This is a genomic window from Agrobacterium sp. 16-2014-1-2a (genome assembly GCF_053522705.1).
In genome coordinates this window covers 185,497-210,554 of the sequence record NZ_JBNWBX010000011.1, presented here as the reverse complement: position 1 = coordinate 210,554, position 25,058 = coordinate 185,497, and the positions used below count along the sequence as shown (strand labels likewise).

Annotated in this window: 27 protein-coding genes; 16 read left to right on the top strand and 11 right to left on the bottom strand. The window is 58.8% G+C overall.

Annotation, left to right across the window (positions count from 1 at the left end; genetic code table 11):
* Positions 1-95 precede the first annotated feature (95 nt).
* A complete protein-coding gene (locus ACQZ45_RS24810) occupies positions 96-413 on the bottom strand; it encodes a hypothetical protein (RefSeq protein WP_448742578.1) in 318 nt (105 codons plus the stop codon).
* A 308-nt stretch (positions 414-721) separates the two neighbouring features.
* Here ACQZ45_RS24810 and ACQZ45_RS24805 point away from each other — a divergent pair, with 308 nt between their 5' ends.
* The 6 genes from ACQZ45_RS24805 to ACQZ45_RS24780 all read left to right on the top strand — a co-directional run bounded on the left by ACQZ45_RS24805 (position 722) and on the right by ACQZ45_RS24780 (position 7,007).
* Positions 722-1,954: an ABC transporter substrate-binding protein gene (locus ACQZ45_RS24805; protein ID WP_026330684.1), complete on the top strand. Its 1,233-nt coding sequence runs from the start codon at positions 722-724 to the stop codon at positions 1,952-1,954.
* 141 nt (positions 1,955-2,095) lie between these two features.
* The gene (locus ACQZ45_RS24800) at positions 2,096-2,998 is read left to right on the top strand and encodes a carbohydrate ABC transporter permease (RefSeq protein ID WP_003510951.1); all 903 of its coding nucleotides are present in this window, start codon (positions 2,096-2,098) and stop codon (positions 2,996-2,998) included.
* Positions 2,991-3,932 carry a carbohydrate ABC transporter permease gene (locus tag ACQZ45_RS24795; protein WP_003510950.1) on the top strand — a complete coding sequence of 314 codons (942 nt, stop codon included), beginning with the start codon at positions 2,991-2,993 and terminating at the stop codon, positions 3,930-3,932. Before ACQZ45_RS24800 ends, ACQZ45_RS24795 begins: the two co-directional genes overlap by 8 nt.
* Before the next feature lie 5 nt (positions 3,933-3,937).
* Complete coding sequence (locus tag ACQZ45_RS24790; protein ID WP_003510949.1) at positions 3,938-5,026, top strand: ABC transporter ATP-binding protein; 1,089 nt, start codon at positions 3,938-3,940, stop codon at positions 5,024-5,026.
* A 60-nt stretch (positions 5,027-5,086) separates the two neighbouring features.
* Positions 5,087-5,851, top strand: coding sequence for a sugar phosphate isomerase/epimerase family protein (locus ACQZ45_RS24785; RefSeq protein ID WP_013761597.1), 765 nt, complete (start codon positions 5,087-5,089; stop codon positions 5,849-5,851).
* Positions 5,852-5,873: 22 nt separating this feature from the next.
* The gene (locus ACQZ45_RS24780) at positions 5,874-7,007 is read left to right on the top strand and encodes a Gfo/Idh/MocA family protein (protein ID WP_113291568.1); all 1,134 of its coding nucleotides are present in this window, start codon (positions 5,874-5,876) and stop codon (positions 7,005-7,007) included.
* 249 nt (positions 7,008-7,256) lie between these two features.
* Here ACQZ45_RS24780 and ACQZ45_RS24775 read toward each other — a convergent pair whose 3' ends face one another.
* A complete protein-coding gene (locus ACQZ45_RS24775; protein WP_174060881.1) occupies positions 7,257-7,394 on the bottom strand; it encodes a hypothetical protein in 138 nt (45 codons plus the stop codon).
* 225 nt (positions 7,395-7,619) lie between these two features.
* On the opposite strand from ACQZ45_RS24775, the gene queC reads away from it, so the two are divergent.
* Genes queC through queE form a run of 3 tightly spaced genes read left to right on the top strand, consistent with a single transcriptional unit; the run spans position 7,620 to position 9,438 of the window.
* Complete coding sequence (gene queC / locus ACQZ45_RS24770) at positions 7,620-8,330, top strand: 7-cyano-7-deazaguanine synthase QueC (RefSeq protein ID WP_112192075.1); 711 nt, start codon at positions 7,620-7,622, stop codon at positions 8,328-8,330.
* Positions 8,330-8,686 (top strand): 6-carboxytetrahydropterin synthase QueD, encoded by a 357-nt coding sequence (gene queD / locus ACQZ45_RS24765; RefSeq protein WP_003510937.1) that lies wholly within the window; start codon positions 8,330-8,332, stop codon positions 8,684-8,686. The genes queC and queD overlap by 1 nt, the downstream gene beginning before the upstream one ends.
* Positions 8,683-9,438, top strand: a complete 756-nt coding sequence (gene queE, locus ACQZ45_RS24760; protein ID WP_112192074.1) for a 7-carboxy-7-deazaguanine synthase QueE — start codon at positions 8,683-8,685, stop codon at positions 9,436-9,438. Before queD ends, queE begins: the two co-directional genes overlap by 4 nt.
* A gap of 102 nt (positions 9,439-9,540) precedes the next feature.
* On the opposite strand, the gene ACQZ45_RS24755 is transcribed toward queE, so the two are convergent.
* The 6 genes from ACQZ45_RS24755 to ACQZ45_RS24730 all read right to left on the bottom strand — a co-directional run bounded on the left by ACQZ45_RS24755 (position 9,541) and on the right by ACQZ45_RS24730 (position 15,612).
* On the bottom strand, positions 9,541-10,590 hold the full coding sequence (locus tag ACQZ45_RS24755; RefSeq protein ID WP_003510934.1) for a Gfo/Idh/MocA family protein: 1,050 nt from the start codon (positions 10,588-10,590) through the stop codon (positions 9,541-9,543).
* Between the two features lie 6 nt (positions 10,591-10,596).
* Positions 10,597-11,382 carry a ThuA domain-containing protein gene (locus tag ACQZ45_RS24750; RefSeq protein ID WP_003510932.1) on the bottom strand — a complete coding sequence of 262 codons (786 nt, stop codon included), beginning with the start codon at positions 11,380-11,382 and terminating at the stop codon, positions 10,597-10,599.
* 56 nt (positions 11,383-11,438) lie between these two features.
* Positions 11,439-12,467 (bottom strand): ABC transporter ATP-binding protein, encoded by a 1,029-nt coding sequence (locus ACQZ45_RS24745; RefSeq protein WP_013761592.1) that lies wholly within the window; start codon positions 12,465-12,467, stop codon positions 11,439-11,441.
* Positions 12,468-12,477: 10 nt separating this feature from the next.
* Complete coding sequence (locus ACQZ45_RS24740) at positions 12,478-13,311, bottom strand: carbohydrate ABC transporter permease (RefSeq protein WP_112192073.1); 834 nt, start codon at positions 13,309-13,311, stop codon at positions 12,478-12,480.
* Positions 13,308-14,282 (bottom strand): carbohydrate ABC transporter permease, encoded by a 975-nt coding sequence (locus ACQZ45_RS24735; RefSeq protein ID WP_003510926.1) that lies wholly within the window; start codon positions 14,280-14,282, stop codon positions 13,308-13,310. Before ACQZ45_RS24735 ends, ACQZ45_RS24740 begins: the two co-directional genes overlap by 4 nt.
* 64 nt (positions 14,283-14,346) lie before the next feature.
* Positions 14,347-15,612, bottom strand: a complete 1,266-nt coding sequence (locus tag ACQZ45_RS24730; protein WP_113291567.1) for an ABC transporter substrate-binding protein — start codon at positions 15,610-15,612, stop codon at positions 14,347-14,349.
* 268 nt (positions 15,613-15,880) lie between these two features.
* Here ACQZ45_RS24730 and ACQZ45_RS24725 point away from each other — a divergent pair, with 268 nt between their 5' ends.
* The 3 genes from ACQZ45_RS24725 (at position 15,881) to ACQZ45_RS24715 (ending at position 17,655) form a co-directional block, all read left to right on the top strand.
* Positions 15,881-16,894: a substrate-binding domain-containing protein gene (locus tag ACQZ45_RS24725; RefSeq protein ID WP_003510924.1), complete on the top strand. Its 1,014-nt coding sequence runs from the start codon at positions 15,881-15,883 to the stop codon at positions 16,892-16,894.
* Between the two features lie 173 nt (positions 16,895-17,067).
* Positions 17,068-17,265 carry a hypothetical protein gene (locus ACQZ45_RS24720; protein WP_003510923.1) on the top strand — a complete coding sequence of 66 codons (198 nt, stop codon included), beginning with the start codon at positions 17,068-17,070 and terminating at the stop codon, positions 17,263-17,265.
* A 231-nt stretch (positions 17,266-17,496) separates the two neighbouring features.
* A complete protein-coding gene (locus ACQZ45_RS24715; protein WP_112192072.1) occupies positions 17,497-17,655 on the top strand; it encodes a hypothetical protein in 159 nt (52 codons plus the stop codon).
* Between the two features lie 3 nt (positions 17,656-17,658).
* Here the strand turns inward: ACQZ45_RS24715 and ACQZ45_RS24710 are convergent, their stop codons facing one another.
* Positions 17,659-18,234: a DNA-3-methyladenine glycosylase gene (locus ACQZ45_RS24710; protein WP_112192102.1), complete on the bottom strand. Its 576-nt coding sequence runs from the start codon at positions 18,232-18,234 to the stop codon at positions 17,659-17,661.
* Positions 18,235-18,331: 97 nt separating this feature from the next.
* Here ACQZ45_RS24710 and ACQZ45_RS24705 point away from each other — a divergent pair, with 97 nt between their 5' ends.
* The 4 genes from ACQZ45_RS24705 (at position 18,332) to ACQZ45_RS24690 (ending at position 21,514) form a co-directional block, all read left to right on the top strand.
* Positions 18,332-18,715 (top strand): hypothetical protein, encoded by a 384-nt coding sequence (locus tag ACQZ45_RS24705; protein ID WP_162685974.1) that lies wholly within the window; start codon positions 18,332-18,334, stop codon positions 18,713-18,715.
* On the top strand, positions 18,712-19,497 hold the full coding sequence (locus ACQZ45_RS24700; RefSeq protein WP_112192071.1) for an SDR family oxidoreductase: 786 nt from the start codon (positions 18,712-18,714) through the stop codon (positions 19,495-19,497). Before ACQZ45_RS24705 ends, ACQZ45_RS24700 begins: the two co-directional genes overlap by 4 nt.
* A gap of 156 nt (positions 19,498-19,653) precedes the next feature.
* Positions 19,654-20,709 (top strand): L,D-transpeptidase family protein, encoded by a 1,056-nt coding sequence (locus ACQZ45_RS24695; RefSeq protein WP_013761584.1) that lies wholly within the window; start codon positions 19,654-19,656, stop codon positions 20,707-20,709.
* 19 nt (positions 20,710-20,728) lie between these two features.
* A complete protein-coding gene (locus tag ACQZ45_RS24690; RefSeq protein ID WP_025595664.1) occupies positions 20,729-21,514 on the top strand; it encodes a L,D-transpeptidase in 786 nt (261 codons plus the stop codon).
* A 110-nt stretch (positions 21,515-21,624) separates the two neighbouring features.
* Here ACQZ45_RS24690 and ACQZ45_RS24685 read toward each other — a convergent pair whose 3' ends face one another.
* Positions 21,625-23,445 carry a methyl-accepting chemotaxis protein gene (locus ACQZ45_RS24685; RefSeq protein ID WP_113291566.1) on the bottom strand — a complete coding sequence of 607 codons (1,821 nt, stop codon included), beginning with the start codon at positions 23,443-23,445 and terminating at the stop codon, positions 21,625-21,627.
* Between the two features lie 144 nt (positions 23,446-23,589).
* A complete protein-coding gene (gene aptA / locus ACQZ45_RS24680; RefSeq protein WP_003510911.1) occupies positions 23,590-24,924 on the bottom strand; it encodes an omega-aminotransferase AptA in 1,335 nt (444 codons plus the stop codon).
* Positions 24,925-25,058 lie beyond the last annotated feature (134 nt).

Genomic DNA, 25,058 nt, shown 5'->3' with positions numbered 1-25,058 from the left:
ATAATCTGCTCTTCCGTAAATCGCTGCTTCTTCATGCGTCCGTCCTTTAATGGGCCGAACTCTAATCCATTCTGGAGGAAATTCTCAGTGGCAGGTCAAGACGAATAAGCGACCATCAACAGGCCGACGATAAGACCCGTCAGCAAAGCTGCTGGGGCTTGCCTGCGCAAGACTGGCCCGAACCCGGTTCCTTTCAGCCAGGCATCGATCAGCGGAGTGCCGAGCCCGAGTTTGCCGGCGAGCGCTTGACCCGTCGCCACCGCAGCAATGATCAGGACTGCCGGCTGGACGAGCATCACAACCCGTATCGTGAAAGAAAGATCCTGTCCCGACGCCAGTCGTTCGAACGGCGCGAGCAAAAGCGATAACACGCCCGCCAGACCGATCATCAAAAGAATGTGCCAACGTTTCACGATCGCTCACCTTATGTTTGCCCGTCCATGCGGGCTTGGCACTCTGTGCGCAGGAACCGACGCCAAAGTCGGGAGACTATGAAGATACTACGTTGCCTGCAGATTACCGGTGCGCAGTCTTTGTCGCGCCATTCGGCATCCTTTCAATTTCCCAATCTTCTTTCTCAACAAAATCTAGCCGTTCGGCACGTTTTGTATCGGCTCGAAACAGCGCGGCGAGCTGCGGCGAGATTCATTTTTAAGCGGTTGCCTAATCAAAAATCTTCGCTTACGTTCCAACTGCAACGTTTCAGTGAGGGAGGAGACTCATGCGAATGCGCTTTATTTCTGCGGCCTTTTTGGCCAGTGTTATGATTCCGGCGGGTGTCGCTGGGGCTACCGATCTTGAAGTTACCCATTGGTGGACATCGGGCGGTGAAGCCGCTGCCGTTGCCGAACTTGCCAAGGCTTTTGATGCCACAGGCAACAAGTGGGTAGACGGCGCTATTGCCGGTTCGGGCGGCACCGCCCGTCCGATCATGATCAGCCGTATCACCGGCGGCGACCCGATGGGTGCCACCCAGTTCAACCATGGCAGACAGGCGGAAGAGCTGGTGCAGGCCGGCCTGATGCGCGACCTGACCGACGTTGCCGAAAAGGGCAAGTGGAAAGACGTCATAAAGCCGGCAAGCCTGCTCGACAGCTGCACCATCGACGGCAAGATCTATTGCGCGCCGGTCAACATCCATTCCTGGCAATGGCTGTGGCTTTCCAACGAAGCGTTCAAGAAAGCGGGCGTCGAAGTTCCCAAGAACTGGACTGAATTTGCTGCCGCAGCACCGGCACTGAAAAAAGCCGGTATCCAGCCGCTCGCGCTCGGCGGTCAGGCATGGCAGGCCAATGGCCTGTTCGACACGTTGACGCTTTCGATCGGCGGCAAGGATCTTTATCAGAAGGTCTATGGCGACAAGGATGCCGAAGCTGCGGCCGGTCCCGACATGGCCAAGATTTTTGCGGCCGCCGTCGAGGCCCGCGACATGGCCAAGGGCACCAATGTTCAGGACTGGAACCAGGCCACCAACATGGTCATAACAGGCAAGGCTGGCGGCCAGATCATGGGTGACTGGGCGCAGGGCGAGTTCCAGCTTGCCAACCAGAAGGCGGGTACCGACTACACTTGCCTGCCGGGTCTCGGCCTTAACGACTATCTCACCACCGGCGGCGACGCCTTTTATTTCCCGCTGCTGAAGGATGAAGCAAAGTCCAAGGCGCAGGACGTTCTGGCTGCAACCATCGTCGATCCTAAAACGCAGGTGGCTTTCAACCTTAAGAAAGGCTCGCTGCCGATTCGTGGCGACGTCGACCTCAATGCGGCCAATGATTGCATGAAGAAGGGTCTGGAAATTCTGGCCAAGGGCAATGCGCTGACCAGCACAGACCAGCTGATTTCTGCTGATACGCAGAAGCAGAAAGAAGACCTGATGGCAGAGTTTTTTGCCAGCGCGATGACTGCAGAAGATGCACAGAAGCGCTTCGCCGGCATCATCGGTTCCGCTGACTAACCGCAACCTCTTGTGCGGCGGGTGGCATCCATCCGCCGCAAGCTCCCTGCGGGATGCGTAAACGCGCAAGCCCGGAGGATTGGGGCAAGGTCTTTGAGACCTTGCCTGGCTATCAACGGCAACGTTACAGGAGGGTCATCCATGGCGGGTCTAGCGCGCTCCGGCCGCCCCAACCAGCTTTTCCGCAATCTCAATTCGAAGATTGCTTCCATTCCCATGATATTGACCGCCGTCGTGATTTTTCTCGGCGGAACGGTCTGGACGGTGATTTATTCATTCACCAATTCCAAGCTTCTGCCACGTGCAAGCTTCATCGGTTTCGACCAGTATGAGCGGTTGTGGGCCGCGCCGCGCTGGATCATTTCCATCCAGAATCTGGCGATCTACGGCATTCTGTCGCTGATCTTCAGTCTGGTGATCGGCTTCGTGCTGGCGGCGCTGATGGATCAGAAGATCCGTTTCGAGAACACCTTCCGCACCATCTTCCTTTATCCCTTTGCTCTGTCGTTCATCGTAACCGGCCTTGTCTGGCAATGGCTGTTGAACCCGGAATTCGGCATTCAGTCCGTGGTCCGCTCGATGGGGTGGGAAAGCTTCACCTTCGATCCGCTTTATAATTCCGAGATCGTTATCTACGGAATCCTGATCGCGGCGCTCTGGCAGGGCACGGGGCTCGTCATGTGCCTGATGCTGGCCGGTCTTCGCGGCATAGACGAGGATATCTGGAAGGCGACGCGCGTCGACGGCATTCCGATGTGGAAGACCTATATCCTCATCATCATTCCCATGATGCGGCCGGTCTTCATCACCACGCTCGTCATTATCGCGAGCGGCATCGTCAAGGTGTACGATCTGGTGGTGGCGCAGACCAGTGGCGGACCGGGCATCGCATCCGAAGTGCCGGCGAAATATGTCTATGACTACATGTTCCAGGCGCAGAACCTGGGGCAGGGCTTTGCCGCCTCCACCATGATGCTCCTGACCGTCGCCATTATCGTCATTCCATGGGCGTACCTCGAATTCGGAGGCAAGAAACGTGGCTAATATCAGCACATTGAACACGGTCGCCGCCGCAACCGATGCGGTTGCCACGGACCTTTCCGGTCCCCGCGGCAAGAAGCCGAAAAAAACGTTTTCCCGCCGCAACATCATTCTCTATGGCACGCTGTTTGTCGCTGCCGCCTATTACCTGCTGCCGCTTTACGTGATGGTCGTCACCTCTCTGAAGGGCATGCCGGAAATACGGCTCGGCAACATTTTCGCGCCGCCGGTGGAAATCACCTTCGAACCCTGGGTGAAAGCCTGGGCGAATGCCTGCACCGGGCTGAACTGCGACGGGCTTTCACGCGGCTTCTGGAACTCGGTACGCATCCTCATACCGTCGGTCGTGATCTCGATCATCGTGGCTTCCGTCAGCGGTTACGCTATCGCGAACTGGAAGTTCAAGGGTTCGGAACTGTTCTTCTCGATCCTCATCATCGGCGCCTTCATCCCCTATCAGGTAATGATCTACCCGATCGTCATCGTGCTGCGCGAATTGGGCATTTATGGCACGCTGACCGGCCTCGTGATCGTGCACACGATTTTCGGCATGCCGATCCTGACGCTGCTCTTCCGCAACTATTTTGCGTCGCTGCCGGAGGAATTGTTCAAGGCGGCACGTATTGATGGAGCCAATTTCTGGCAGATCTATTTTCGCATCATGCTGCCCATGTCGCTGCCGATCTTTGTCGTGGCGATGATCCTGCAGGTCACCGGCATCTGGAACGACTTCCTGTTCGGTGTCGTGTTCACGCGGCCGGAATATTACCCGATGACGGTGCAGCTCAATAATATCGTCAACTCCGTGCAGGGCGTGAAGGAATACAACGTCAACATGGCTGCAACCCTTCTCACCGGGGCCGTGCCGTTGATCGTTTATTTCGTCTCCGGCAGGCTTTTCGTCCGTGGCATCGCCGCAGGCGCAGTAAAAGGTTGAGTTATATGAACAAAAGCGTTTCCATTCGCGATCTTTCCCTGTCCTTCGGTGCCGTTACCGTCCTGAAAGACCTCAATCTCGATATTTACGACGGCGAGTTCCTCGTGCTGCTCGGCTCTTCCGGCTGCGGCAAGTCGACACTTCTCAATTGCATCGCGGGCCTTCTGGAGCCAACCGACGGGCAAATCTTCATCAAGGACCGCAACGTTACCTGGGAGGAGCCGAAGGATCGTGGCATCGGCATGGTGTTCCAGTCCTATGCGCTCTATCCGCAGATGACGGTGGAGAAGAACCTCTCCTTCGGCCTTCAGGTCGCCAAGGTTCCGAAAGAGGAAATCGACCGGCGCGTCAAAAGGGCGGCGGGCATATTGCAGATCGAACCACTCCTGAAGCGCAAGCCCGCCGAGCTTTCCGGCGGCCAGCGCCAGCGCGTGGCGATCGGCCGGGCGCTGGTGCGCGATGTGGATGTGTTCCTGTTCGATGAACCGCTTTCCAACCTCGATGCCAAGCTGCGCTCGGAACTGCGCGTCGAGATCAAACGGCTGCACCAGGCGCTGAAAAACACCATGATCTACGTGACGCATGATCAGATCGAGGCGCTGACGCTGGCTGATCGTATCGCCATTATGAAAAGCGGCGTCATCCAGCAGCTTGCCGATCCCGTCACTATCTACAACAAGCCAAGGAACCTCTTCGTCGCGGGCTTCATCGGTTCGCCCTCGATGAATTTCCTGCGTGGCGAATTGATCGAGAAGGACGGCAAGGTGGTCTTCACCACCAACGGCGTCACCTTCTCACTGGATGGTTATCAGCCGGAGGCGCCGCTTGTCGCCGGTCGTGCCGTGGTTCTCGGTGTGCGTCCCGAACATGTGCGCGTCGATGCCGACATCGTCAGCGGCGAGGTGCATGAGGCGATCGTTGACATCGAGGAGCCGATGGGCGCCGACAATCTGATCTGGCTCAAACATGCCGGTCATACCCTGTCCGTGCGCGTTGGCGGCCACAGGCGGTTTGCGCCGGGCACCCGGGTTCGCCTCGGCCTAGACCTCACCATGGCCTCGCTGTTCGACGCACAGAGCGAAGAGCGGCTTTAGGAAGGGCCCCGTTTTACCCCCAACACCATCCCAAGCACCCACATCTCTATGGAGGAGATAATGACAGAACTCGGTTTCCAGCTTTACAGCGCCCGCAATTTCCAGCCGTTTTCCAATATTTTGAAGAAGCTTTCGGCGGCTGGTTACAAACAGGTCGAAGGTTACGGCGCCATGTACGCCTCGCTTGATGACGCCGGGCTGAACAGCTTGCGCTCCGAACTCGATGCCAATGGTCTTGCCATGCCGACCGGCCATTTCGGCCTCGACCTTCTCGAGGGTGATCCGAAAAAGGCTCTGAACATCGCCAAGGTTCTGGGCGTGGAAGCGATTTATTGCCCTTACCTGATGCCCGACCAGCGCCCGGCGGACGCGGCTGGTTGGTTCGCCTTCGGCAAGCGCCTGCAGGAAGCGGGTAAGCCATTCGTGGATGCCGGGCTGACCTTCGGCTGGCACAACCACGATTTCGAGTTCAAGGTGCTCCCGGACGGCTCCACCCCGCAGGAGCAGATTTTTGCCGGCGGACCGGACCTGAAATGGGAAGCGGATATCGCCTGGATTATCAGAGGCAATGCCGATCCGCTCGCCTGGATCGAAAGCTACGGCAAGCGCATTACCGCCGTGCACGTGAAGGACATCGCACCATCAGGCGAAAATACGGATGAGGACGGCTGGGCGGATGTCGGCCACGGCACGGTGGACTGGAAGGCCCTCGTGGCAGCACTGAGGGCAAAATCCGCCACGAAACATTTCGTGGTCGAACACGACAATCCCAAGGATATCGATCGGCTGATCACTCGCTCCATCGCATCCTTCAAAACCTATTGAGCATCAATCCGGAGTTTTCATCATGCAAAGGGAACTGGGCGTCGGCATCATCGGGTGCGGCAACATCTCGTCTGCTTACTTTTCGCTGGCACCGCTCTTCAAGGGCATCAAGGTGCTGGCCTGCGCCGACCTTAACCGCAATGCGGCGGAACTGAGGGCAGAAGAATTTGGTGTCACGGCGCAGTCGATCGAGGAACTCCTCGCCAACAAGGACATCGACGTGGTGGTGAACCTCACCATTCCCGCCGCGCATTTTCCCGTGTCGAAAGCGGCACTCGAGGCGGGTAAACACGTCTATTCGGAAAAGCCGCTGGTGCTTTCGCTGGAGGAAGGCGAGGAGTTGCGGCGCATCGCCCGCGAGAAGAACCTTTCCGTTGGCTGCGCGCCTGATACTTTCCTTGGCGGCGCGCATCAGCTTGCCCGGCAATATATCGACGAGGGCAAGGTAGGACGCATCACCTCCGGCACCTGCCATGTGATGAGCCCCGGCATGGAGATGTGGCACCCCAATCCGGGCTTCTTCTTCCTGAAGGGGGGCGGGCCGATCCTCGATCTTGGCCCCTATTATGTGGCGAACCTCATCAACCTCATCGGCCCGGTCAAGCGCGTTGGCGCACTGACATCAATGGCCAACCCCACCCGAACGGTGACCAGCCAGCCGCTGAACGGCGAGATCATCCCGGTAGAAACGCCTACCAACATCCATGCGCTTCTGGAATTCGTGAACGGAGCAACGATCACACTTTCGGCCAGCTGGGATGTGTGGTCGCATCGCCACGCCAATATGGAACTTTACGGTACGGAAGGATCGATCTACGTGCCGGACCCCAACTTCTTCGGCGGTGTGGTGGAGGCGAGCGGACGCGACAAAAATATCCAGCCGCTGGAAGACTGGGCGCATCCCTTCGGCATGGCCAACCAGGAAAGCCCGAATGGCCCGCGCGCCAATTATCGCACGGCAGGCCTGGCCGATATGGCGATTGCTATCCTTGAAGGCCGCGATGCCCGCTGCTCGCTGGATCGCTCCCTGCACGGTATAGACGTGATGACCTCCATCCTCAAATCCGGGGAAGAAGGCCGCTTCATCGAGATGACCACAACCTGCACGCAGCCGGCAGCACTTGGCATCGAGGAGGCGCAGGCGCTGCTGCGCTGAGCCCGGTTTATCGAAAAAAAGAGCCCGGCGCACTGCCGTTTTGCCGGGCTCCCACCGCTCCGCCGCATCATGGCGAGCTTCGTGTCTCAAAAGCCAATGAAAAAACCAAGCCATCGTGCGACGGTCGTGACCATCCAGATCAGGAAAACGAACGGGGCGATCCCTATCGTGGCGACGAGCGTCGCGGAGGCCACGAAAAGTAAGACTGCAAGATTGCGCCTGAGCCCTGGGCGCCTGTTGCCGAGTGCCTTATCCATGACGCACGGTGGCCATCAGCCCACGAATGGTAAGGGTGACATAAAGCGTGCCTGCCAACGCCATCAAAATGCCAGAGCCGATGGAGCTGAGATCGCTTAGCGAAAAGAGGAACATAGAACCGGACGTCATCGGCAACACCCTTCAAGAACTGCAACGTTTAATCCGTTCTAGATCAAGCCGGTTTCCCGCTTATGTCGCGATTGTTTCGTCTTGTTGCTGCGGCGGGGCAATTTCGTGGATTGCGTGGAATTTCCGCTATTTCCGCAAAGCCCTTCACAATCGCTTCGCTTTGGTTTAAAGCCGCCCCCGTAATCCGGTCGCAGCCCACCCGGTCAAAACAAGGGATCCCAACGTATGAAAACCATCGTCATCTGCTCCGGCGGATTGGACTCCGTTTCGCTTGCGCACAAAATCGCGGCGGAACATGAACTTCTCGCTCTTGTCTCCTTCGATTACGGCCAGCGCCACAAGAAGGAGCTGGATTTCGCAGCCGACTGCGCAAAACGTCTCGGCGTGCCGCATCATGTCATCGACATCACAACCATCGGCGCGCACCTCACCGGTTCCGCGCTGACGGACGATATCGAAGTGCCGGACGGACATTATGCGGAAGAGACCATGCGCTCCACGGTGGTGCCGAACCGCAACGCCATCATGCTGACCATCGCCTTCGGCCTTGCCGCCGCCCAGCAGGCGGATGCGGTGGCGATCGCCGTGCATGGCGGCGACCATTTTATCTATCCCGATTGCCGGCCGGGCTTCATCGACAGCTTTAATGCCATGCAGGCGCATGCGCTGGAAGGCTACGCAGACGTCACCTTGTTTGCGCCCTATGTCACCGTCTCCAAAGCGGCGATTGTGACTGACGCGGTGAAATACGGCACCCCATTTGGCGAAACCTGGTCCTGTTACAAGGGCGGCTCTCGCCATTGTGGACGTTGCGGCACCTGCGTGGAGCGGCGCGAGGCCTTCCATCTGGCAGGTGTTACCGATCCGACGGACTATGAGGACCCGGATTTCTGGGTGGCGGCCACCCATGCTTATACGGCACAGGAGGTGCGTTGATGTTTCGCATCACCAAGGAGTTCCATTTCTCCGCCTCTCACCAACTGAAAAGCCTGCCCGCCGACCATCAGTGCGCCCGCCTGCACGGGCATAATTACATCGTTGAGGTCGAACTATCAGGCGAAGAGCTGAACGAGCACGGTTTCGTGCGTGATTACCACGAACTCGCGCCGCTGAAGCGCTACATCGACGATCATTTCGATCATCGCCACCTGAACGACGTTCTCGGCCATGACCGGGTCACCGCGGAATGTCTGGCGAAGCACTTTTACGATTGGTGCAAGACGAGCCTGCCAGAGACCAGCGCCGTGCGAGTGAGCGAAACCGCCAAGACCTGGGCGGAATACCGGCCATGACGGCGGCTGCACAGAAAGTTGCAGCGAAGGAAACAGCGATCCGCATCAGCGAAATCTTCGGCCCGACCATTCAGGGCGAGGGTTTGCTGATTGGTCTGCCTACCGTTTTCGTTCGCACTGGCGGCTGCGATTACCGCTGCTCCTGGTGCGATACGCTGCATGCCGTCGACAGCGAGTATCGCGACACATGGAAACCGATGTCCGTCGAGGCGATCTGGCAGGAGGTGCGACGGCTTTCCGGCGGTGTGCCGCTGACGGTGTCGCTTTCGGGCGGCAATCCCGCCATCCAGCCCCTTGGGCAACTAATCGCGAAGGGGCAGGGCGAGGGCTATAGGTTCGCGCTGGAAACGCAGGGCAGCATCGCAAAAGACTGGTTTGGCGATCTCGATCATCTGGTGCTGAGCCCGAAGCCACCATCGAGCGGCATGGAAACCGACTGGCGGGCCTTTGAAGACTGTCTTGCCGCCGCCGGCGATGGACCGCAGGTGGCGCTGAAGATCGTGGTGTTTGACGATGCGGACTATGCTTATGCCAAGGCTGCATCAGCCCGTTTCCCGCATTTGCCGATTTACCTCCAGCCCGGCAACCACACCCCGCCGCCGCCGGATGACGACGACGCGCGTGTGGATATCGATGGAATCATGGATCGCATGTTGTGGTTGGTGGACAAGGTCAGCGAAGACCGTTGGTTTTCCGCCCGGGTGCTACCGCAGTTGCATGTGCTCTTGTGGGGGAATAGGCGAGGCGTTTGAGGTAGTACCTCCGTCATGCAGCGCTAGATTCGGGGTGACGGGAGATAACGGTACACGCTGCAGTATTGGAAGCGGCGGCTTACGCCGCCGCGCCCTTGCAATTCAAGCAGAGACGGCCAGCTCCCGCCGTTCGCGGTCGGCGATGATCGAGAGATCAAGCACCTTCTGCAAATTCGCGGCGTGGCGGAAGTCCGGGTCAGCAATGCCGCCTTCCATGACGGCCTTGGCGAATTTTTCGTAATTCGTCGGCACCGGGTCGACATCGATTGTCTTCCAGATCGCCTTTTCCACATCGTCGCCGATGCAGGCTCGCAGGCTGGAATAGTCAGGCGTGTGGATCACCTCCAGCGCACCCTTGTCGCCGTGGATGCGCAGGCGCAGTTCGTTGAGATGGCCCGTTGCCCAGCGGCTGGCGTGAATGACGCCCATGGCGCCGTTTTCCAACTCGGCGGTCATGGTGAAGCTGTCATTGGCGTCGAGATCGTAGGCGCCGATCTTGTTGCCTTCATATTTGTCGAACGTCTTCAGGCGCGTGAAGATCCGCTCCACATCGCTGCCCGCGCCATAGGAGGCGAAGTCGAGAATGTGGATGCCGACATCACCCAGAACACCGTTTGAGCCGTGCTTGGTGGAAAGCCGCCAGAGCCACTTGCTCTCCGTCATCCAGTCTCCCCAGGCCTTGGAAACGAGCCAGCTCTGGAGATAGGAGGCTTCCAGATGGCGCACCTTGCCGATCTTGCCGGCCAGCACCATTTCGCGTGCCGCCTGCAAGGGGGCGACATTGCGATAAGTGAGGTTGACCATGGCAACAAGGCCTGCTTTTTCTGCGGCATCGGCCATTTCGGCGGCCTTGGCGTAGTTTTCCGCCAGCGGCTTTTCGCAGAAAACATGTTTGCCCGCCGCCAGAAGCTTGAGGCTGGTCGGGTGGTGGATGGCATCCGGCGTGACGTTTGCCGCCGCGTCGAACTCGCCCCAGGCAATCGCGTCATCCAGCGAGGTAAAGGAGAGTGGAATGTTGTGGCGAAGCGCAAAGCCCCGCACAACCACATCATCCACATCCACCGCAGCCACCAGTTCGACGCCGGGGATTTGCGAGAAATATGTGGCATGGTTGTTAGCCATGCCGCCGGTTCCGAGAATGAGAAGTCTCATGGCTGTTTACCTGTAACCTGCTTCGCCTGCCTTGTGCAGCTTGGGGCCGCGTTCTTCGATAGGCTCCAGCGCCTTGTCGACGGGAACGTTGGGGGCGTCATGAATGCTTTTCAGCGCGCCGACCGGATTATAGGCCCATTTCACCGAATTGCTGATGACCTTCTGTACATTGGCGTCGTGATAGGTCGGATAAGTCTCGTGACCGGGGCGGAAATAGAAGATGTTGCCTGCGCCACGGCGCCAGGTGAGGCCAGAACGGAAGACTTCGCCGCCCTGGAACCAAGAGATGAAGACGGTTTCCAGCGGCTCCGGCACAGAGAACTGCTCGCCATACATCTCTTCGTTTTCCAGCTCGAAATGCTCGGGCAGGCCGGCTGCGATCGGGTGGCGCGGATTGATCGTCCACAGGCGTTCGCGTTCGCCCGCCTCACGCCATTTAAGCGCGCAGGGCGTACCCATCAGTCGCTTGAAAGGCTTGGAGAAGTGGCCGGAATGCAGGACGATGAGGCCCATGCCTTCCCAGACACGCTTGGCAACGCGCTCGACGATTTCATCCTGAACCGCACCGTGGTCCTTGTGGCCCCACCAGACCAGAACGTCGGTCTTGTCCAGACGCTCCTGCGAAAGGCCGTGTTCCGGTTCCTGAAGCGTGGCGGTGGTGGCGCTGATCTCAGGGTTGGTATTCAGCGCATCGGCGATGGTGTTGTGCATACCATCAGGGTAGATCGAACGCACCGTCTCGTTGATGTGTTCGTGGATATTTTCGCCCCATACAACGGTGTTGATGGTCATTTTCTTGCTCCTTGGTGAAGGCCGGAAGCTTGGGTGATCCGGCGAAAGTTAACTGTTCAGGCGGCGCCGCGCACGGGATTGCGGGCAAGGGCCTGGCCCTGCGCGTCGAAGCGGTGGATCTGCGCCGCATCCGGCACGAGAACGATTTTTTCTCCCGGCTTGCGGTCGGTCACGCCTTCCTCACGAACGACGATGGGTTCGCCAGCACCAATCTCGACATAGATGTAGCTGTCCGATCCCAGCATTTCCGAATGGATGATTTCGCCGTTCCAGCCGGTCTCACCGGCACCGATCGCAAGGTGTTCGGGGCGGATGCCGATGGTCGCGGCACCTTCGACTTCCGCATATTTGCCGGCAAGGAAGTTCATCTTCGGCGAGCCGATGAAGCCGGCAACGAAGGTGTTGACCGGGCTTTCGTAAAGCTCGAGCGGCGTGCCGATCTGTTCGACGCGGCCATCGCGCAGAACGCAGATGCGGTCGGCAAGCGTCATGGCTTCCACCTGGTCGTGGGTGACGTAGATCATCGTCGTGTCATGCATCTCCCGGTGCAGCTTGGCGATTTCGAGACGGGTTGCGACGCGAAGCGCCGCATCGAGGTTGGAGAGCGGTTCGTCGAACAGGAACACTTTCGGATCACGCACGATGGCACGGCCGATGGCGACACGCTGGCGCTGGCCGCCGGAAAGCTGCTTCGGCAGACGTTCCAGATAGGGCGTGAGCTGCAGCATTTCCGCTGCCGCCTCTACACGCTTGCGGCGCTGCTCCTTGTCGGCGCCTGAGAGTTTCATGCCGAATGCCATGTTTTCGAATACGGTCATATGCGGATAAAGCGCATAGGACTGGAAGACCATGGCGACGCCACGCTTGGCGGGTGGCAGGCGGTTGACGGCTTCTCCGTCAAAGGAGAGCGTGCCGCCAGTGATTTCCTCGAGCCCGCAGATGAGGCGTAGCAGCGTGGACTTGCCGCAACCGGAAGGGCCGACGAAAACCATGAACTCGCCGGAGCGGATGTCCATGTCGATGCCCTTGATGACATCGAAGGCGCCAAAGGATTTGCGAAGATTGCGCAGTTGAATGGTGGTCATAAGTTTTCTCCTAGCCTTTGACGCCGCCGGCGGTGAGGCCGGAAATGATGCGTCGCTGGAAGATAAGAACGAGGACGACGAGCGGGGCGGTGACGATGACGGAGGCCGCCATGATCGTTCCCCAGGGGATTTCAAACTGCGAACCGCCCGAAAGAAGTGCGATGGCGACCGGCACCGTGCGCTGTTCGTTCGATGAGGTGAAGGTGAGCGCGAAGAGGAACTCGTTCCATGCCGCAATGAAGGCGAGGAGCCCTGTGGTGACGAGCGCCGGCCACATCAGCGGCATGAAGACCTGGGTGATGATGACCCATGGCGTTGCGCCATCGACGATTGCCGCTTCCTCGATTTCGATCGGCAGGTCGCGCATGAATGTCGTCAGCACCCAGACAGTGAAGGGCAGGGTGAAGATCATGTAGGAAAAGATCAGCGCGATCGGCGTGTTGAAGATGCCAGCCCAGCGGATAAGTTCAAACAGGCCGGCGAGAACGGCGATCTGTGGAAACATCGAGACCGAGAGGATGGTGAGCAGAAGCAGCGAGCGGCCCCGGAAACGGACACGGGCCAGGGCATAGGACGCCGTTACCGCAAGGAACAGCGACAGTACGACGACTGAAGATGCAACGAACAGCGAATTGCCGAGATTGCGCAGGAACGTGCCGTTGCCGATGACGAAGTTGTAATTGGTCAACGAGAATTCACGCGGCCAGTAATTCACCTGGAACAGCGCTGAGCCGGATTTCAGGCTGGTCAGTATCGCGTAATAGAACGGGAATACCGAAATCACCATGATGACGGCGACCAGCGCATAAAAGGCGGTGGTTTTCAGGATGCTTGGCAGGGTCATCGCGAAGCTCCATCTGTGTTGACGCGCCCGAGCCACATATAAACGACTGTTATCGAGGCGATGATGAGGAACAGCATGGTGGAAGCGGCTGCGCCATAGGCGAACTTGTCGAAATCGAACAGGTTCTCACGCGCCAGCACCGACATCGTGCGGGTCTGGGCGTTATTCGGCGTCAGAATGTAGATGAGGTCGAAGACGCGCATCGCATCCAGCATACGGAAGATGACGGCAACCATGAGCGCTGGCCGGATCATTGGCAGGGTGACGCGGAAGAACACCTTGACGGGGTGGATACCGTCCACCTTCGCCGCCTCATACATGTCCTTCGGCACCATTTGCAGGCCGGCGAGAATGAGCAGCGCCATGAAGGGCGTCGTCTTCCAGATATCAACAATAAGAACGGCGACCATTGCGGTGTCCGGATTGGCGGTCCATGCGATCTTGTGGGAGATCAGCCCGAGATTGAGGAACAGGTCGTTCAAGATACCGAACTGGTCGTTCAGCATCCACGCCCACATCTGCGCCGAAACGATGGTGGGAATGGCCCATGGAACGAGGATGGCGGCGCGCACGAGGCCGCGTCCCTTGAATTCCGCGTTCAGCACCAGCGCAACGATAAGGCCGAGAACGGTTTCGAAGCTGACCGAAAGGATGGTGAATTTCAGCGTGTTGAGAACCGCGCCCCACCAGGCGGGATCAGCCAACAGGCCGCGATAGATGGTGCGGCCGCTGCTGAGCGTGATCCAGGTGAGGTAGTTCTTGAAGCCAACGAATTGTGCGCCGTCGAGATTGGTCAGCGACGCGTCGGTGAGGCTGAACCAGACGGTGCGCACCAGCGGCCAGCCGGCCACCATCGCAAGTACCAGAAACGTGGGGGCAAGGAACAGCCATGCGGATTTCAGGCGTTCCGACTGAAGGTCGGAGCCGGTGCCGGATGCCGCGGCCGGTCTTTGAAGGGCGGTATCGTTCATGGGGATATCTCGCAGTTGGGGTGTGGGAAACGCTCAGGCGAGACCGCTTCCCACACGGGCCGGATTACCAGCCGTTGCCTTTGAGATCGGTCAATTCGACTTCAAGGAGCTCAAGGTTTTCCGCCGCCGTGCCGTTGCCGGAGAGCGTGGTGTGCACGGCACCCCAGAATTTGGCCGAAACCTCGTTGTATTTCACCTTCGCCGAGGCAGAGGGGCGTGGAACGGCGGTCTGGAAAATCGGCTTCCATGTCGGCATGAAAGGCTGTGCGTCCGCGACATCCTTGTCGTCGTAAAGCGAGGCGATCGTGGGCATGTTGGAAAGCTGGATCGCACGCATCTTCTGGGTATCCTTCGATGCGAGGAACTTCACGAGCTGGATGGCAGCTTCCTGATCGTCGGAATATTTCGAAACGGCGAGGTTCCAACCGCCGAGCGTTGAGGCGGGTGCCGCACCCTCTTCACCGGCCGGCAAGGGCGTGACGCCGAATTTGCCCTTGATGGCGCTGTCGGCACCGTTTCCAAGCGCATAGGCATAGGGCCAGTTGCGCATGAAGACAGAATTGCCGGTCTGCCAGACGCCGCGTGCTTCCTCTTCCTTGTAGGCAAGCACGCCCTGCGGCGCGATGGTGCCGACCCAGCCCTTGGCGGCTTCAATCGCGGCTGCGGCTTTCTCGTTGTTGATGGAGATGTCGCCGTTGGTCTCAACGATATGACCGCCACCGGCTGATGCAATCCATTCCAGCGCGTTGCAGGTCAGACCTTCATAGGCGCTGCCCTGGAAGACGAAGCCCCAGAGGTCCTTCTGCCCGCCTTCGCGTTCCTTGTCCTGAATTTCTTTGGCGGTCTCGCCCAGTTCCTTCCAGGTTTTCGGCGGCTGCTTGCCGTATTTTTCCAGAAGGTCCTTGCGGTAGAACAGAGCGGGCGCGTCGGTGAACATCGGCATCGCGACCAGCTTGCCGTCCACGGTCTGCGACGCCACGATGGAGGGGAAATGATCGCCGATGACGTCCTTGGTCGCTTCGGTCAAGTCCACGAATTGGTCGGAGAGCTGCGGCGCCCAGATCACGTCCGTCTGGTAGACGTCAACATCCTTGTTACCCGCGGCAAGCCATAGCCTGTACTGGCTGAACTGCTCACTGGACGATGACGGCATGGTGACGAGATTGACCTTGTGGCCGGTCTCTTTTTCGAAGGCGGCGATCCGCTCCTTGAAAAATGCAATGTTCTTGCCGGTCGAGTTGGCGGCGATGGAAAGTTCGGCCGCCTGCGCGGAAACTGCCGCAGACAGCACGCTGCCACACAGCAACAAAGTCTTCATGGAAATATTCATTGTCAAACTCCTCCGTTGACGCTTCCAATCATCCTCAAAATTGAAAGCGCTTTTGACTGATGTGAAGTTCGCAAAAGCCGACAAATCTGTCAATACTCTTTCTTATGGCGTGGAAATTGGGCATCTTCGCATGTTGCCACGGAGGGTTTGCCTTTCGAAACGGCGAACTGTAAGGTTTCAGGTGGGAATAAATTGAAAGCGATTTCAATTTTTGTCCGCTTGAAAAATCTGCGGCGGCGACGCATGCAGGAGCAAATTGGCAGAAAACATGAAGCTCAAGGAATTCGCAGAAAAGGTCGGGCTGTCGCCCACCACCGTCAGCCGTGCGCTTGGCGGCTATCCCGAGGTGCGTGAAGAGACGCGCCAGCGGGTGATGGATGCTGCGCTGAAATACGGCTACCGGCCCAATGCCAACGCGGTCAGGCTGGCAACAGGCAGGGCCGGCGCCATCGGTGTCGTGATGGGCCGTTCGGGCGGCGGGCATTTCTTTTCGGAATTCATGGGCGGCATGGCGACGCGGCTGGAAGGCGAAGAGACCGACATTCTCGTCAGCGTCACCGTCGACAATAACATTGAGGAAGAGCTCGCGATTTTCAGCCGGCTGGCGTCGAGCGGACGGGTGGATGGCATAATCGTGCATTCGCCGCGTCCGGAGGACGAGCGCATCGCGCTGCTCAATCGGCTGGGCGTGCCTTTCATCGTGCATGGCCGCTCGAAGACGGCGTTCGAGCACGCCTGGCTCGATATCGACAATCATGATGTGACGTATCGTCCGACAATCCATTTTCTGGAACGTGGCCACCGTCGCATCGCGATGATCAACGGCCCGACAGGCCGTACATTCGTGCAGGACCGCGAACAGGGTTTTCGTGATGCGCTCGCGACCCATGGCATCACGCCTGATCCGCGCCTCATGATGAGCGAGCATTTCAGCGAAGATGCCGCCTTCCGTTTCGCCCGCTCGCTGCTGGAGCAGACGCCGCGCCCGACCGCCTTCGTCGCCGGCGCGATGATGACGGCGCAGGGCGTCTATCGCGCGGCAACCCAACTGGGATTGGTGATCGGCAAGGACGTATCCGTCATCGCCCATGACGACGTGTTTCCTTACCTCACTCCGGAAAGCATGATGCCGCCGCTTTCCACCACCCGCTCGCCCATGCGCATGGCTGGCATGCGGGTTACGGACCTGCTTCTGCAGATCGTCGGCGGCCGTCCCGTCCGCGAGGTTCAGGAATTGTGGCCGGTCGAACTGATCTTGCGGGAATCGGTCGGTCCAGCCTGACCTCGTCGCCATAGCTCACTGATTCCATTCCATTTTGTGAACGTCAATTGATTGCCGTTCGTCTTTCATCGCCTATACGGCAGCGTCATCTCGTGTATAATCGAAGCTGCACAGGCCTTTTGGAACAGGACCTGGGCCAGCGCGTTGAGGGGACGTGTTGAAGGAGGTGACCGATGTTTGAATTTTTAAAGCCGCAACAACAGACTGTGATCGATGATGTGGAGGCAACCGGTACCTATGCCGATGCGCTGCTCAACGTACCCAGCCCGGAACTGACCCGTTCCACCGCTCGCGAACACGGCCATGAGGCCCACTCCCGCGACTATTGCGAAAACCGCGATATTTCCCGCAGCTCGCTGGGTTTCGCCTGACCACTCGCAAAAGCTTCCCAAAAAAACGGAACTGACCGGCGTTTTCCTGCGTTTGCCCTGTACAATCCGCAGGGCGGCGCAATGAAACCGAAGGGACCTGATCGGCATTTGACCGATGGGCGAATTGGGTGTTGCGCCGCCTGAGGAGGGGCCGCGCGCTCGCGTTGTCTCAGCAGATGAAAGCGCATTTCGATTCCGCATTGGACGAAGCGCTTATATCCAGGAGCTGCAATGCCAACTGTTCCCGTTGAACCCTATCCAGACCCGCCAATGCCGGTGCCGCCACAGCCGGATATACCGCCGGTCAAAGAGCCGGAGCCCGACAGGCTGCCGGACGAGGCGCCAAACCCCAATCCAGATGAAAACGACGGACCGCCCAAGGTCTTTTAGGTTTCAGGCTTGTTCGAATTTCCTGCTGAGGAAGGCCGAGCCTTCAAGCCCGAAGCGCCAAGGATAGTCCTGCGCGCGGCTTATGCCGATGCGTCTGCCGGTGGTAACGGCAGCGGCGTCCTTTGGCAGACGTAGGAAAAACGGCGGGCGGTCCAGCGGTGCTCCGTCCATTTCTCCGGTAATGGCCAAGGCCTGACAAAGCCTGCCGGGGCCGGAACATAACAGTTTCAGTTTGTCAGTTCCTCGCCGCAGTTTCATCATGTCTATGCCGGTGAGGGGTTCGATGGCGCGCAGAAGCACGGCGGAGCCCGGAGCGCATACGAAGTTTGCGCACCAGTGAATGCCGTAGGACCGGTAGACATAGAGACGGCCGGCCGGGCCGAACATCGCCTTGGTGCGCGGGGTCTGCCCATTGAAACTATGGGATGCCGGATCATCAGGATGATAGGCTTCGGTTTCCACGATAATGCCGCCGGTATTGCCAACGCGGAATTCCACGCCGATGAGGGCGCGGGCAACGTCAACGGGATCGCGCTGAAAGAAGCGCTCCTGCATTTCCGGGCCCAAGGCCTGATCCATCTGGAACCCCTTCTGCTCTGCCATCGTTGTGAATTCAGGTTTCAGTGTGTTGTCGCATCGGATTACGCCGATGCTTTTTCAAATCGGAGGGCATGTCATGCAACTTTCTACGACCTATGTAAAACGGGATAACGGAGTGATTTCCGTGGAATTTGTCGGCAGCGACGGCGATCAGGTCTCGGTCCGCCTTGCCGACGGTCTTGATGGCATCGACGATGCGGAGGCCATCAAACGCGCAAGCGCGGTGATGGTTCAACTGACGGCATTCGGAACGCGTCAAGGTGCCGATGCGCCGTCGCAGTTTTCCGCTCTCGGCACGGCGCAGGATCGAGTCCCGCACGGTCAGGCGAGCGCCCGCACATCGAAGGATCGCGACATTCTTGAAGAGGAACTGGAAGAGGGGCTGGAAGACAGTTTTCCGGCGAGCGACCCCGTCTCGGCAACGGTCACCTCGATCGCGTCGAGAAAAGGAGGGCTGTGACCTTGGCCAATGGTAAAGTCGCCCTCGTCACCGGCGCTGGCTCCGGCATTGGCCGGGCTGCTGCCCTTCATCTGGCTGCCGAAGGCTTTTCCGTAGGCCTTCTCGGCCGTACCGAATCTGAATTGCAGGCAGTGAAAAATGAGATTTCCGCCTTATCCGGCGCTTCTAAGGTCCTCGTCGCCGATGTGGCGGAAGAGGCAGCTATGCGACACTCCGTTGCAGAGCTTGTGGATGCTGTCGGCCGTCTGGATGTCGTGGTGGCCAATGCGGGCGTCAACGGCGTCTGGGCACCGATTGACGAGCTGACGCCTTCGGAGTGGGACGATACGATCCGCATCAACCTGCGAGGCACCTATCTCACTATCCATGCCAGTGTGCCGCATCTGAAGGCGGCAGGTGGCGGCTCCATCATCATCGTCTCTTCCATCAACGGCACACGCACTTTCAACTCGCCGGGCGCTACCGCCTATTCGGTGACGAAGGCCGGGCAGCTTGCCATGGCCCAGCAACTGGCGCTGGAGCTCGGGCGTCATCGCATCCGTGTCAACGCGGTGTGTCCGGGCGAAATTGAAACGGCGATTGACGAAAATACGGACATACGCGGGCGCGACAGGACCGAAGTGCCAGTCCGTTTCCCGGCGGGTGACATTCCGGTCACCGGCGGGGTTGCAGGGACGAGCGAGGATGTTGCTGCATTGATCGGTTTTCTGGCATCGGACCAGTCGCGCCATATCACCGGAACGCCGGTATGGATCGATGGCGGGCAGGGGCTTCTTCGGTAGCGGCAGTTCCATCACAGGCTTGTGTGCGTATGATTAACGAATGGGTAACGTCTGTTCACGAGACTTTGTCCTTGCGGGAGGTTGCCGCCATATGGCCACCTTCGCTAGTTAAGCCTCTGCCACAAAGGCGGGCAAATCGGGCGGGCAGAACGATCCATGGGTATGAATGCATTGCTGAACTTCGCAAGTGCGGGGCTGCGGCGCAGGGTAAAAGCGGGAATGAGAATAGCTGCGGTCGTCGCGATCGGCAGCGGTCTCGCCGCGTGCACCTCAATGGGTCTCGACAGCGTCAAAAAGGACCCGCCGAAGCTGTCATCCAAGATGATGGCGCAGATGTCTGCCAAGAGCATGCGCCCGGAAAGCCCGGTTCTCGTTCGCATTTTCAAGCAGGAAAGCGAGCTTGAGGTCTGGAAGATCGACAAGACCGGTAATTATGCGCTGCTCAAGACCTATCCCATGTGCCGCTGGTCCGGAAAACTTGGCCCGAAGACGAAGACGGGCGACCGGCAGGCGCCGGAAGGATTTTATCATGTCTCCGCAGGCATGCTGAACCCCAATTCGCAATATTACGTCTCCTTCAATCTCGGCTATCCCAACCGGCTGGAATCGGCGCTTGGTTACACCGGCGAAGCGTTGATGGTGCATGGCGCCTGTTCTTCGTCGGGCTGTTACGCGATGACCGATCAACAGGTCGGCGAGATTTATGCGGTCGTGGCGCGCGCACTGCAGGGCGGGCAGGACCGCTTTCAGGTTCAGGCCTATCCCTTCCGCATGAGCGCGCGGAACATGGTGGCGAATCGGGACGATCCCAATATGCCCTTCTGGAAGACGCTCAAGGAAGGCTATGACTATTTCGAGGTGACGCGCCGCCAGCCAAAGGTTTCCGTTTGCGGCCGGCGATACGTTTTTAACAGCGAATTTGCCGGCGGTGAGCCTGCCGATCCGCTGGCGGCCTGCCCACCTGCGATAAACCAGCCGGACCCCTTGGTGGCGTCGAAAATGGCCGAAGAGCAACAGAAATTTGCCGCCGCGATGAACGAGGGAACTTCTGCCCCGGTCAGCGCGTATGTAGACGGCGGCATGCACCCAAGCTTCCGTGCCATCCTGAAATCCAGTGGCGCAAAGGCCATGGCATCGCAGGTCTCCGGCACGAAGTACCCTATAAGCCGCCCCGAGGCGGCGCTGGCAGATCCCTTTGCCAGCGCAAGATGACGCAGATGAGGTTTTTCAATTGAACGACACGACAACGACCCGGCGAGGTTTCCTGCTTGGAGCGGGCGGATTAGCGCTGGCCGGCCTTGCAGGCTGTAACACCACCGCGCGTGAGGCCACACGGCCACCAGCCCCCGCCGACGACCCGATGTATGCCTTGATGTACGGTCCGAAGCCCGACGAGCAGTTTCCGTTGCCGGAAATTCCCTACAAGCGGATCCCGCGCCAGTTCCTGCGTCAAATGGTGGAAAATCCCACCGGTGAGCGTCCCGGCATCATTGTGGTCGATACCGCCAACCATTTCCTTTATCTCACCTACGAGAACAACCAGGCCATGCGTTATGGCGTCGGTCTCGGCCGCGCGGGCTTCGAATGGGCCGGACGCGGCGTTATCCAGTACAAGCGTCAATGGCCGCGCTGGACGCCGCCCGACGAGATGATTGCCCGCCAGCCTGAGCTGGAACCCTATAGCGGCCGCAATGGCGGCATGGAGCCGGGCCTCAAGAACCCGCTCGGTGCGCGTGCACTTTATATCTTCAAGGACGGCAAGGACACGATCTACCGTCTGCACGGCTCGCCGGAATGGTGGACGATCGGCAAGTCGGTTTCCTCCGGCTGCGTGCGTCTGCTGAACCAGGATATTGTCGACCTCTATAACCGTGTGCCTGATGGTACGCCGATTGTGGTGACGGCGCTCGGGCCGGCACAGCAGGGTGTTCCTATCGGGCAGGCGGGCGTGCCCGTGGCGCAGTATGGCGGCGGCGTGGTCGGCGACGGCCTGTCGCAACCAATGCAGACCTATTGATAGACAAAATTTCCAGCCGCCTGAGAGGGCGGCTGGAAATGGCTAATGAATGAAGGCGCAATCAAAGCGCTTCGATACTGCTGCTGCCGGCTCGATCTGCGGCAGCAACCTCAGGCAACGCGACGGGTAACGTCGCGGCTACCGGCACTTTCCATTTCCAGACGGAACCGCGATACAAGCGAGCGCAGCTTTGCCGTTTCGGCGGCGAGCATTGCAGAAGCCGCGGTGGACTGCTCCACCATGGCCGCATTTTGCTGGGTGGCGTGATCCATGGAGTTTACCGCCGCGTTGATTTCGGCAAGACCGGTCGATTGTTCGGTCGCCGATGTGGCGATGGCGTTCATATGGCGATCGATGCCGGCGATACGCTCGCCAATCTCCTTCAGCGCCGTGCCGGTGTCGAGAACCAGTTTCACGCCGCTTTCCACTTCCGTCGAGGATTGCCGGATATGATCGCGGATTTCGCCTGCGGCCTTTGCTGCGCGCTGGGCGAGATCGCGCACTTCCTGCGCCACTACCGCAAATCCCTTGCCGGCTTCACCGGCGCGTGCGGCTTCCACGCCTGCATTCAACGCCAGAAGATTTGTCTGGAAGGCGATCTCGTCTATGGCGCCGACGATGCCGGTGATCTGCCGGGACGAGGTTTCGATGCGGCGCATCGCCTCTTCCGCATGGCTGACAACCTCCACAGATTTCAGTGCGCTGTGGTTGGCATCGGTGGCGGCGAGCCGCGCTTCGGCGGCACGCTTGTTGGCGTTTGAAACATTGACCGTGATTTCATCGAGCGCTGCTGCGGTCTGTTCCAGAGACGCTGCCTGATTTTCCGTGCGGCGGGAAAGATCGCCGGCACCTGCGGCGATTTCCCGGCTGCTGCCGTCAATCGTGCTGATGCCATCGGAAATGGCGAACAGCGTTTCGCCGAGTTGACGCACTGAGCTGTTGAAATCGTGACGCAAGGCCTCGAATTGAGGGGCAAAGGCCTGATCGAGCTGAAAGGCCAGATCGCCCGATGCCAGCCGCTTCAGTCCTGTCGCAAGGCCGGAAGTGGCGATGCGCAGCCGCTCAGACGCATCGTCCTCCGCTTGCTGTCGCGCGGCCGCCTGATCGGCTTCTGCCTGCAGTCTGGCTGCTGCTGCCTGTTCTTCGAGCGCCCGATTGGCAATCGCCGCCTGCCGGAATATTTCGACCGCGCCGGACATGGAGCCGATCTCATCCTTCCGGTCCATGCCGGAAGGAGGCTGTGACGTGTCGCCGCTGGCAAGGATTTCCATCGTCTTCGACAGGCGCAGGATTGGACCCGTTACCGTTTTGCGGGTGAGGATAAAGAGGCCTACGCAGAAGAGTGTCGCCAGAACCAGCAGCCCTTCTAATACGAGCTCGATTACCGCCTTCGTCTCCTGGCTTTCCGCGACAGTTGCTTCGGAAAGCGCGTCGATCTGTTCGCTCGCCGTTTCCATCGCGGTTTCGAGAGTGGTGAACTGGCGCATGAAGTCCGGAATCATTTTTGTCGCCGCGCCCGGATCGGCGTTGACGAGGCCAACCACCGTTTTGGCGCTTTCAAGATAGGACTGAAGCGGTTTTTCAACGCTCTCGATAACGGCTTTGGCGTTCGTACCTTCGGTAAGCGCCTTGTTTAGCTTCAATGCTTCAAGGAAAGTGGCTTCATGTTCGGCAAGGTCGGCCTTTACCGCGTCGAACGACAGGCCCATCGTATCATTCGTGGAAAGAATGGCTGCCAGCACGTCTGAGCGCAGCGCATCGTGCATCATGTCGGCTCGCATATGATTGTGAAGTATCTCGGCGGACCGCGATACATCCGTACTATTGCGATTGAGCGTATGCGTCGCCCAGATACCGACCCCCGCCGCGCTTCCGGTGATGGAAAAGATTGCAATGCTTGCAAATATAATTTTTTTCTGAATCGACGCCATGAGGCCATTCCCGCTCGGTTGGTTATACTACGGGAAATTAATAGAATATGCTTAAGAAATGATCTATTTTTGTTGCGGTCTTGATAAATGCAAAAAAGGCTGCAATAGAAATTGCAGCCTTTTATTTATTAGTGATTTATACTTTTAATCCGCTCTTTTCAGCGCGTCGCCCAAGATCGAGACGATATCGTCGAAATGTGATTTTTCGGCGATAAGCGGCGGCGAAAGGGCAATGATATCGCCCGTGACGCGAATGAGCAGACCGCGCTCGAAGCAATCCACGAAAACGTCATAGGCGCGTGCGCCGATAGCTCCATCACGCGATTGCAGCTCGATGCCGGCGATGAAGCCGATGGTGCGGATGTCGATGACATTGGGCAGGCCCTTCAGCGAATGGATGGCGTCGTGCCAGACATCCTGCATTTCTGCCGCGCGGGTAAACAGCCCTTCGTCGCGGTAGATGTTGAGCGTGGCGATGCCGGCGGCGCAGGCAACCGGATGTCCGGAATAGGTATAGCCGTGGAACAGCTCTATCTGGTTGTCCGGCCCATGCATCAACGCATCGTGCACCTTGCGGCTGGTAAAAACCGCACCCATCGGGATTGCGCCGTTGGTCAGCCCCTTGGCGGTGGTAACGATGTCAGGCGTCACGCCGAAGTAGTTGCTGGCAAAGGACGAGCCCATACGGCCGAAACCGGTGATAACCTCATCGAAGATCAACAGAATGCCGTGCTTGTCGCAGATGGCCCGCAGGCGCTCCAGATAACCCTTCGGCGGCACCAGCACGCCGGTGGAGCCGGCTACGGGTTCAACGATACAGGCGGCGATTGTTTCGGCCCCATGCAGAGCAACCAGCCGTTCCAGATCGTCTGCCAGTTCGGCACCATGCTCGGGCTGGCCCTTTACGAAGCTGTTTTTCGCCAAATCGTGGGTGTGACGCAGGTGGTCGGCCGGGATTTGCGGAAAAACACGGCGGTTGTTGACAAGGCCACCAACGGAGATGCCGCCGAAACCGACGCCATGATAACCGCGCTCACGGCCGATCAGACGGCTGCGGGTGCCCTGACCAATGGCGCGCTGATAAGCGATGGCAATCTTCAGCGCCGTATCGACTGATTCAGAACCCGAGCCGGTGTAGAAAACGCGGTCGAGCTTCGCGCCTTCCGGGCCGGGCGCGATTTCCGCCAGCCGCTCGGCGAATTCGAAGGCGACGGGATGGCCCATCTGAAACGAGGGCGCATAATCCATGGTCGAAAGCTGGTGTTTGACGGCGGATGCAATCTGGTGGCGGCCATGGCCGACATTGACGCACCACAGGCCAGCTGTGCCGTCGAGAACCTGACGACCGTCATTGCTGGTGTAATACATGCCCTCCGCGCTCGTCAGCAGGCGGGGATTGGCCTTGAACTGCCGGTTGGCGGTGAATGGCATCCAGTAGCTGTCGAGTGAGGTGGAGTTGGATCGGTTGGGGTTGTCCATAACGGTTCTCCTGTTCGGTGCCGGTGATTGAAAGCTATTTTCCGGGCTGAACAAGCCCTTTTCTCGCTGTGGCCAAGTCATTGAAAATGTTATAGGCGGGAAAGGTAGTTTTCGATATTTCGAACAACGGCAAC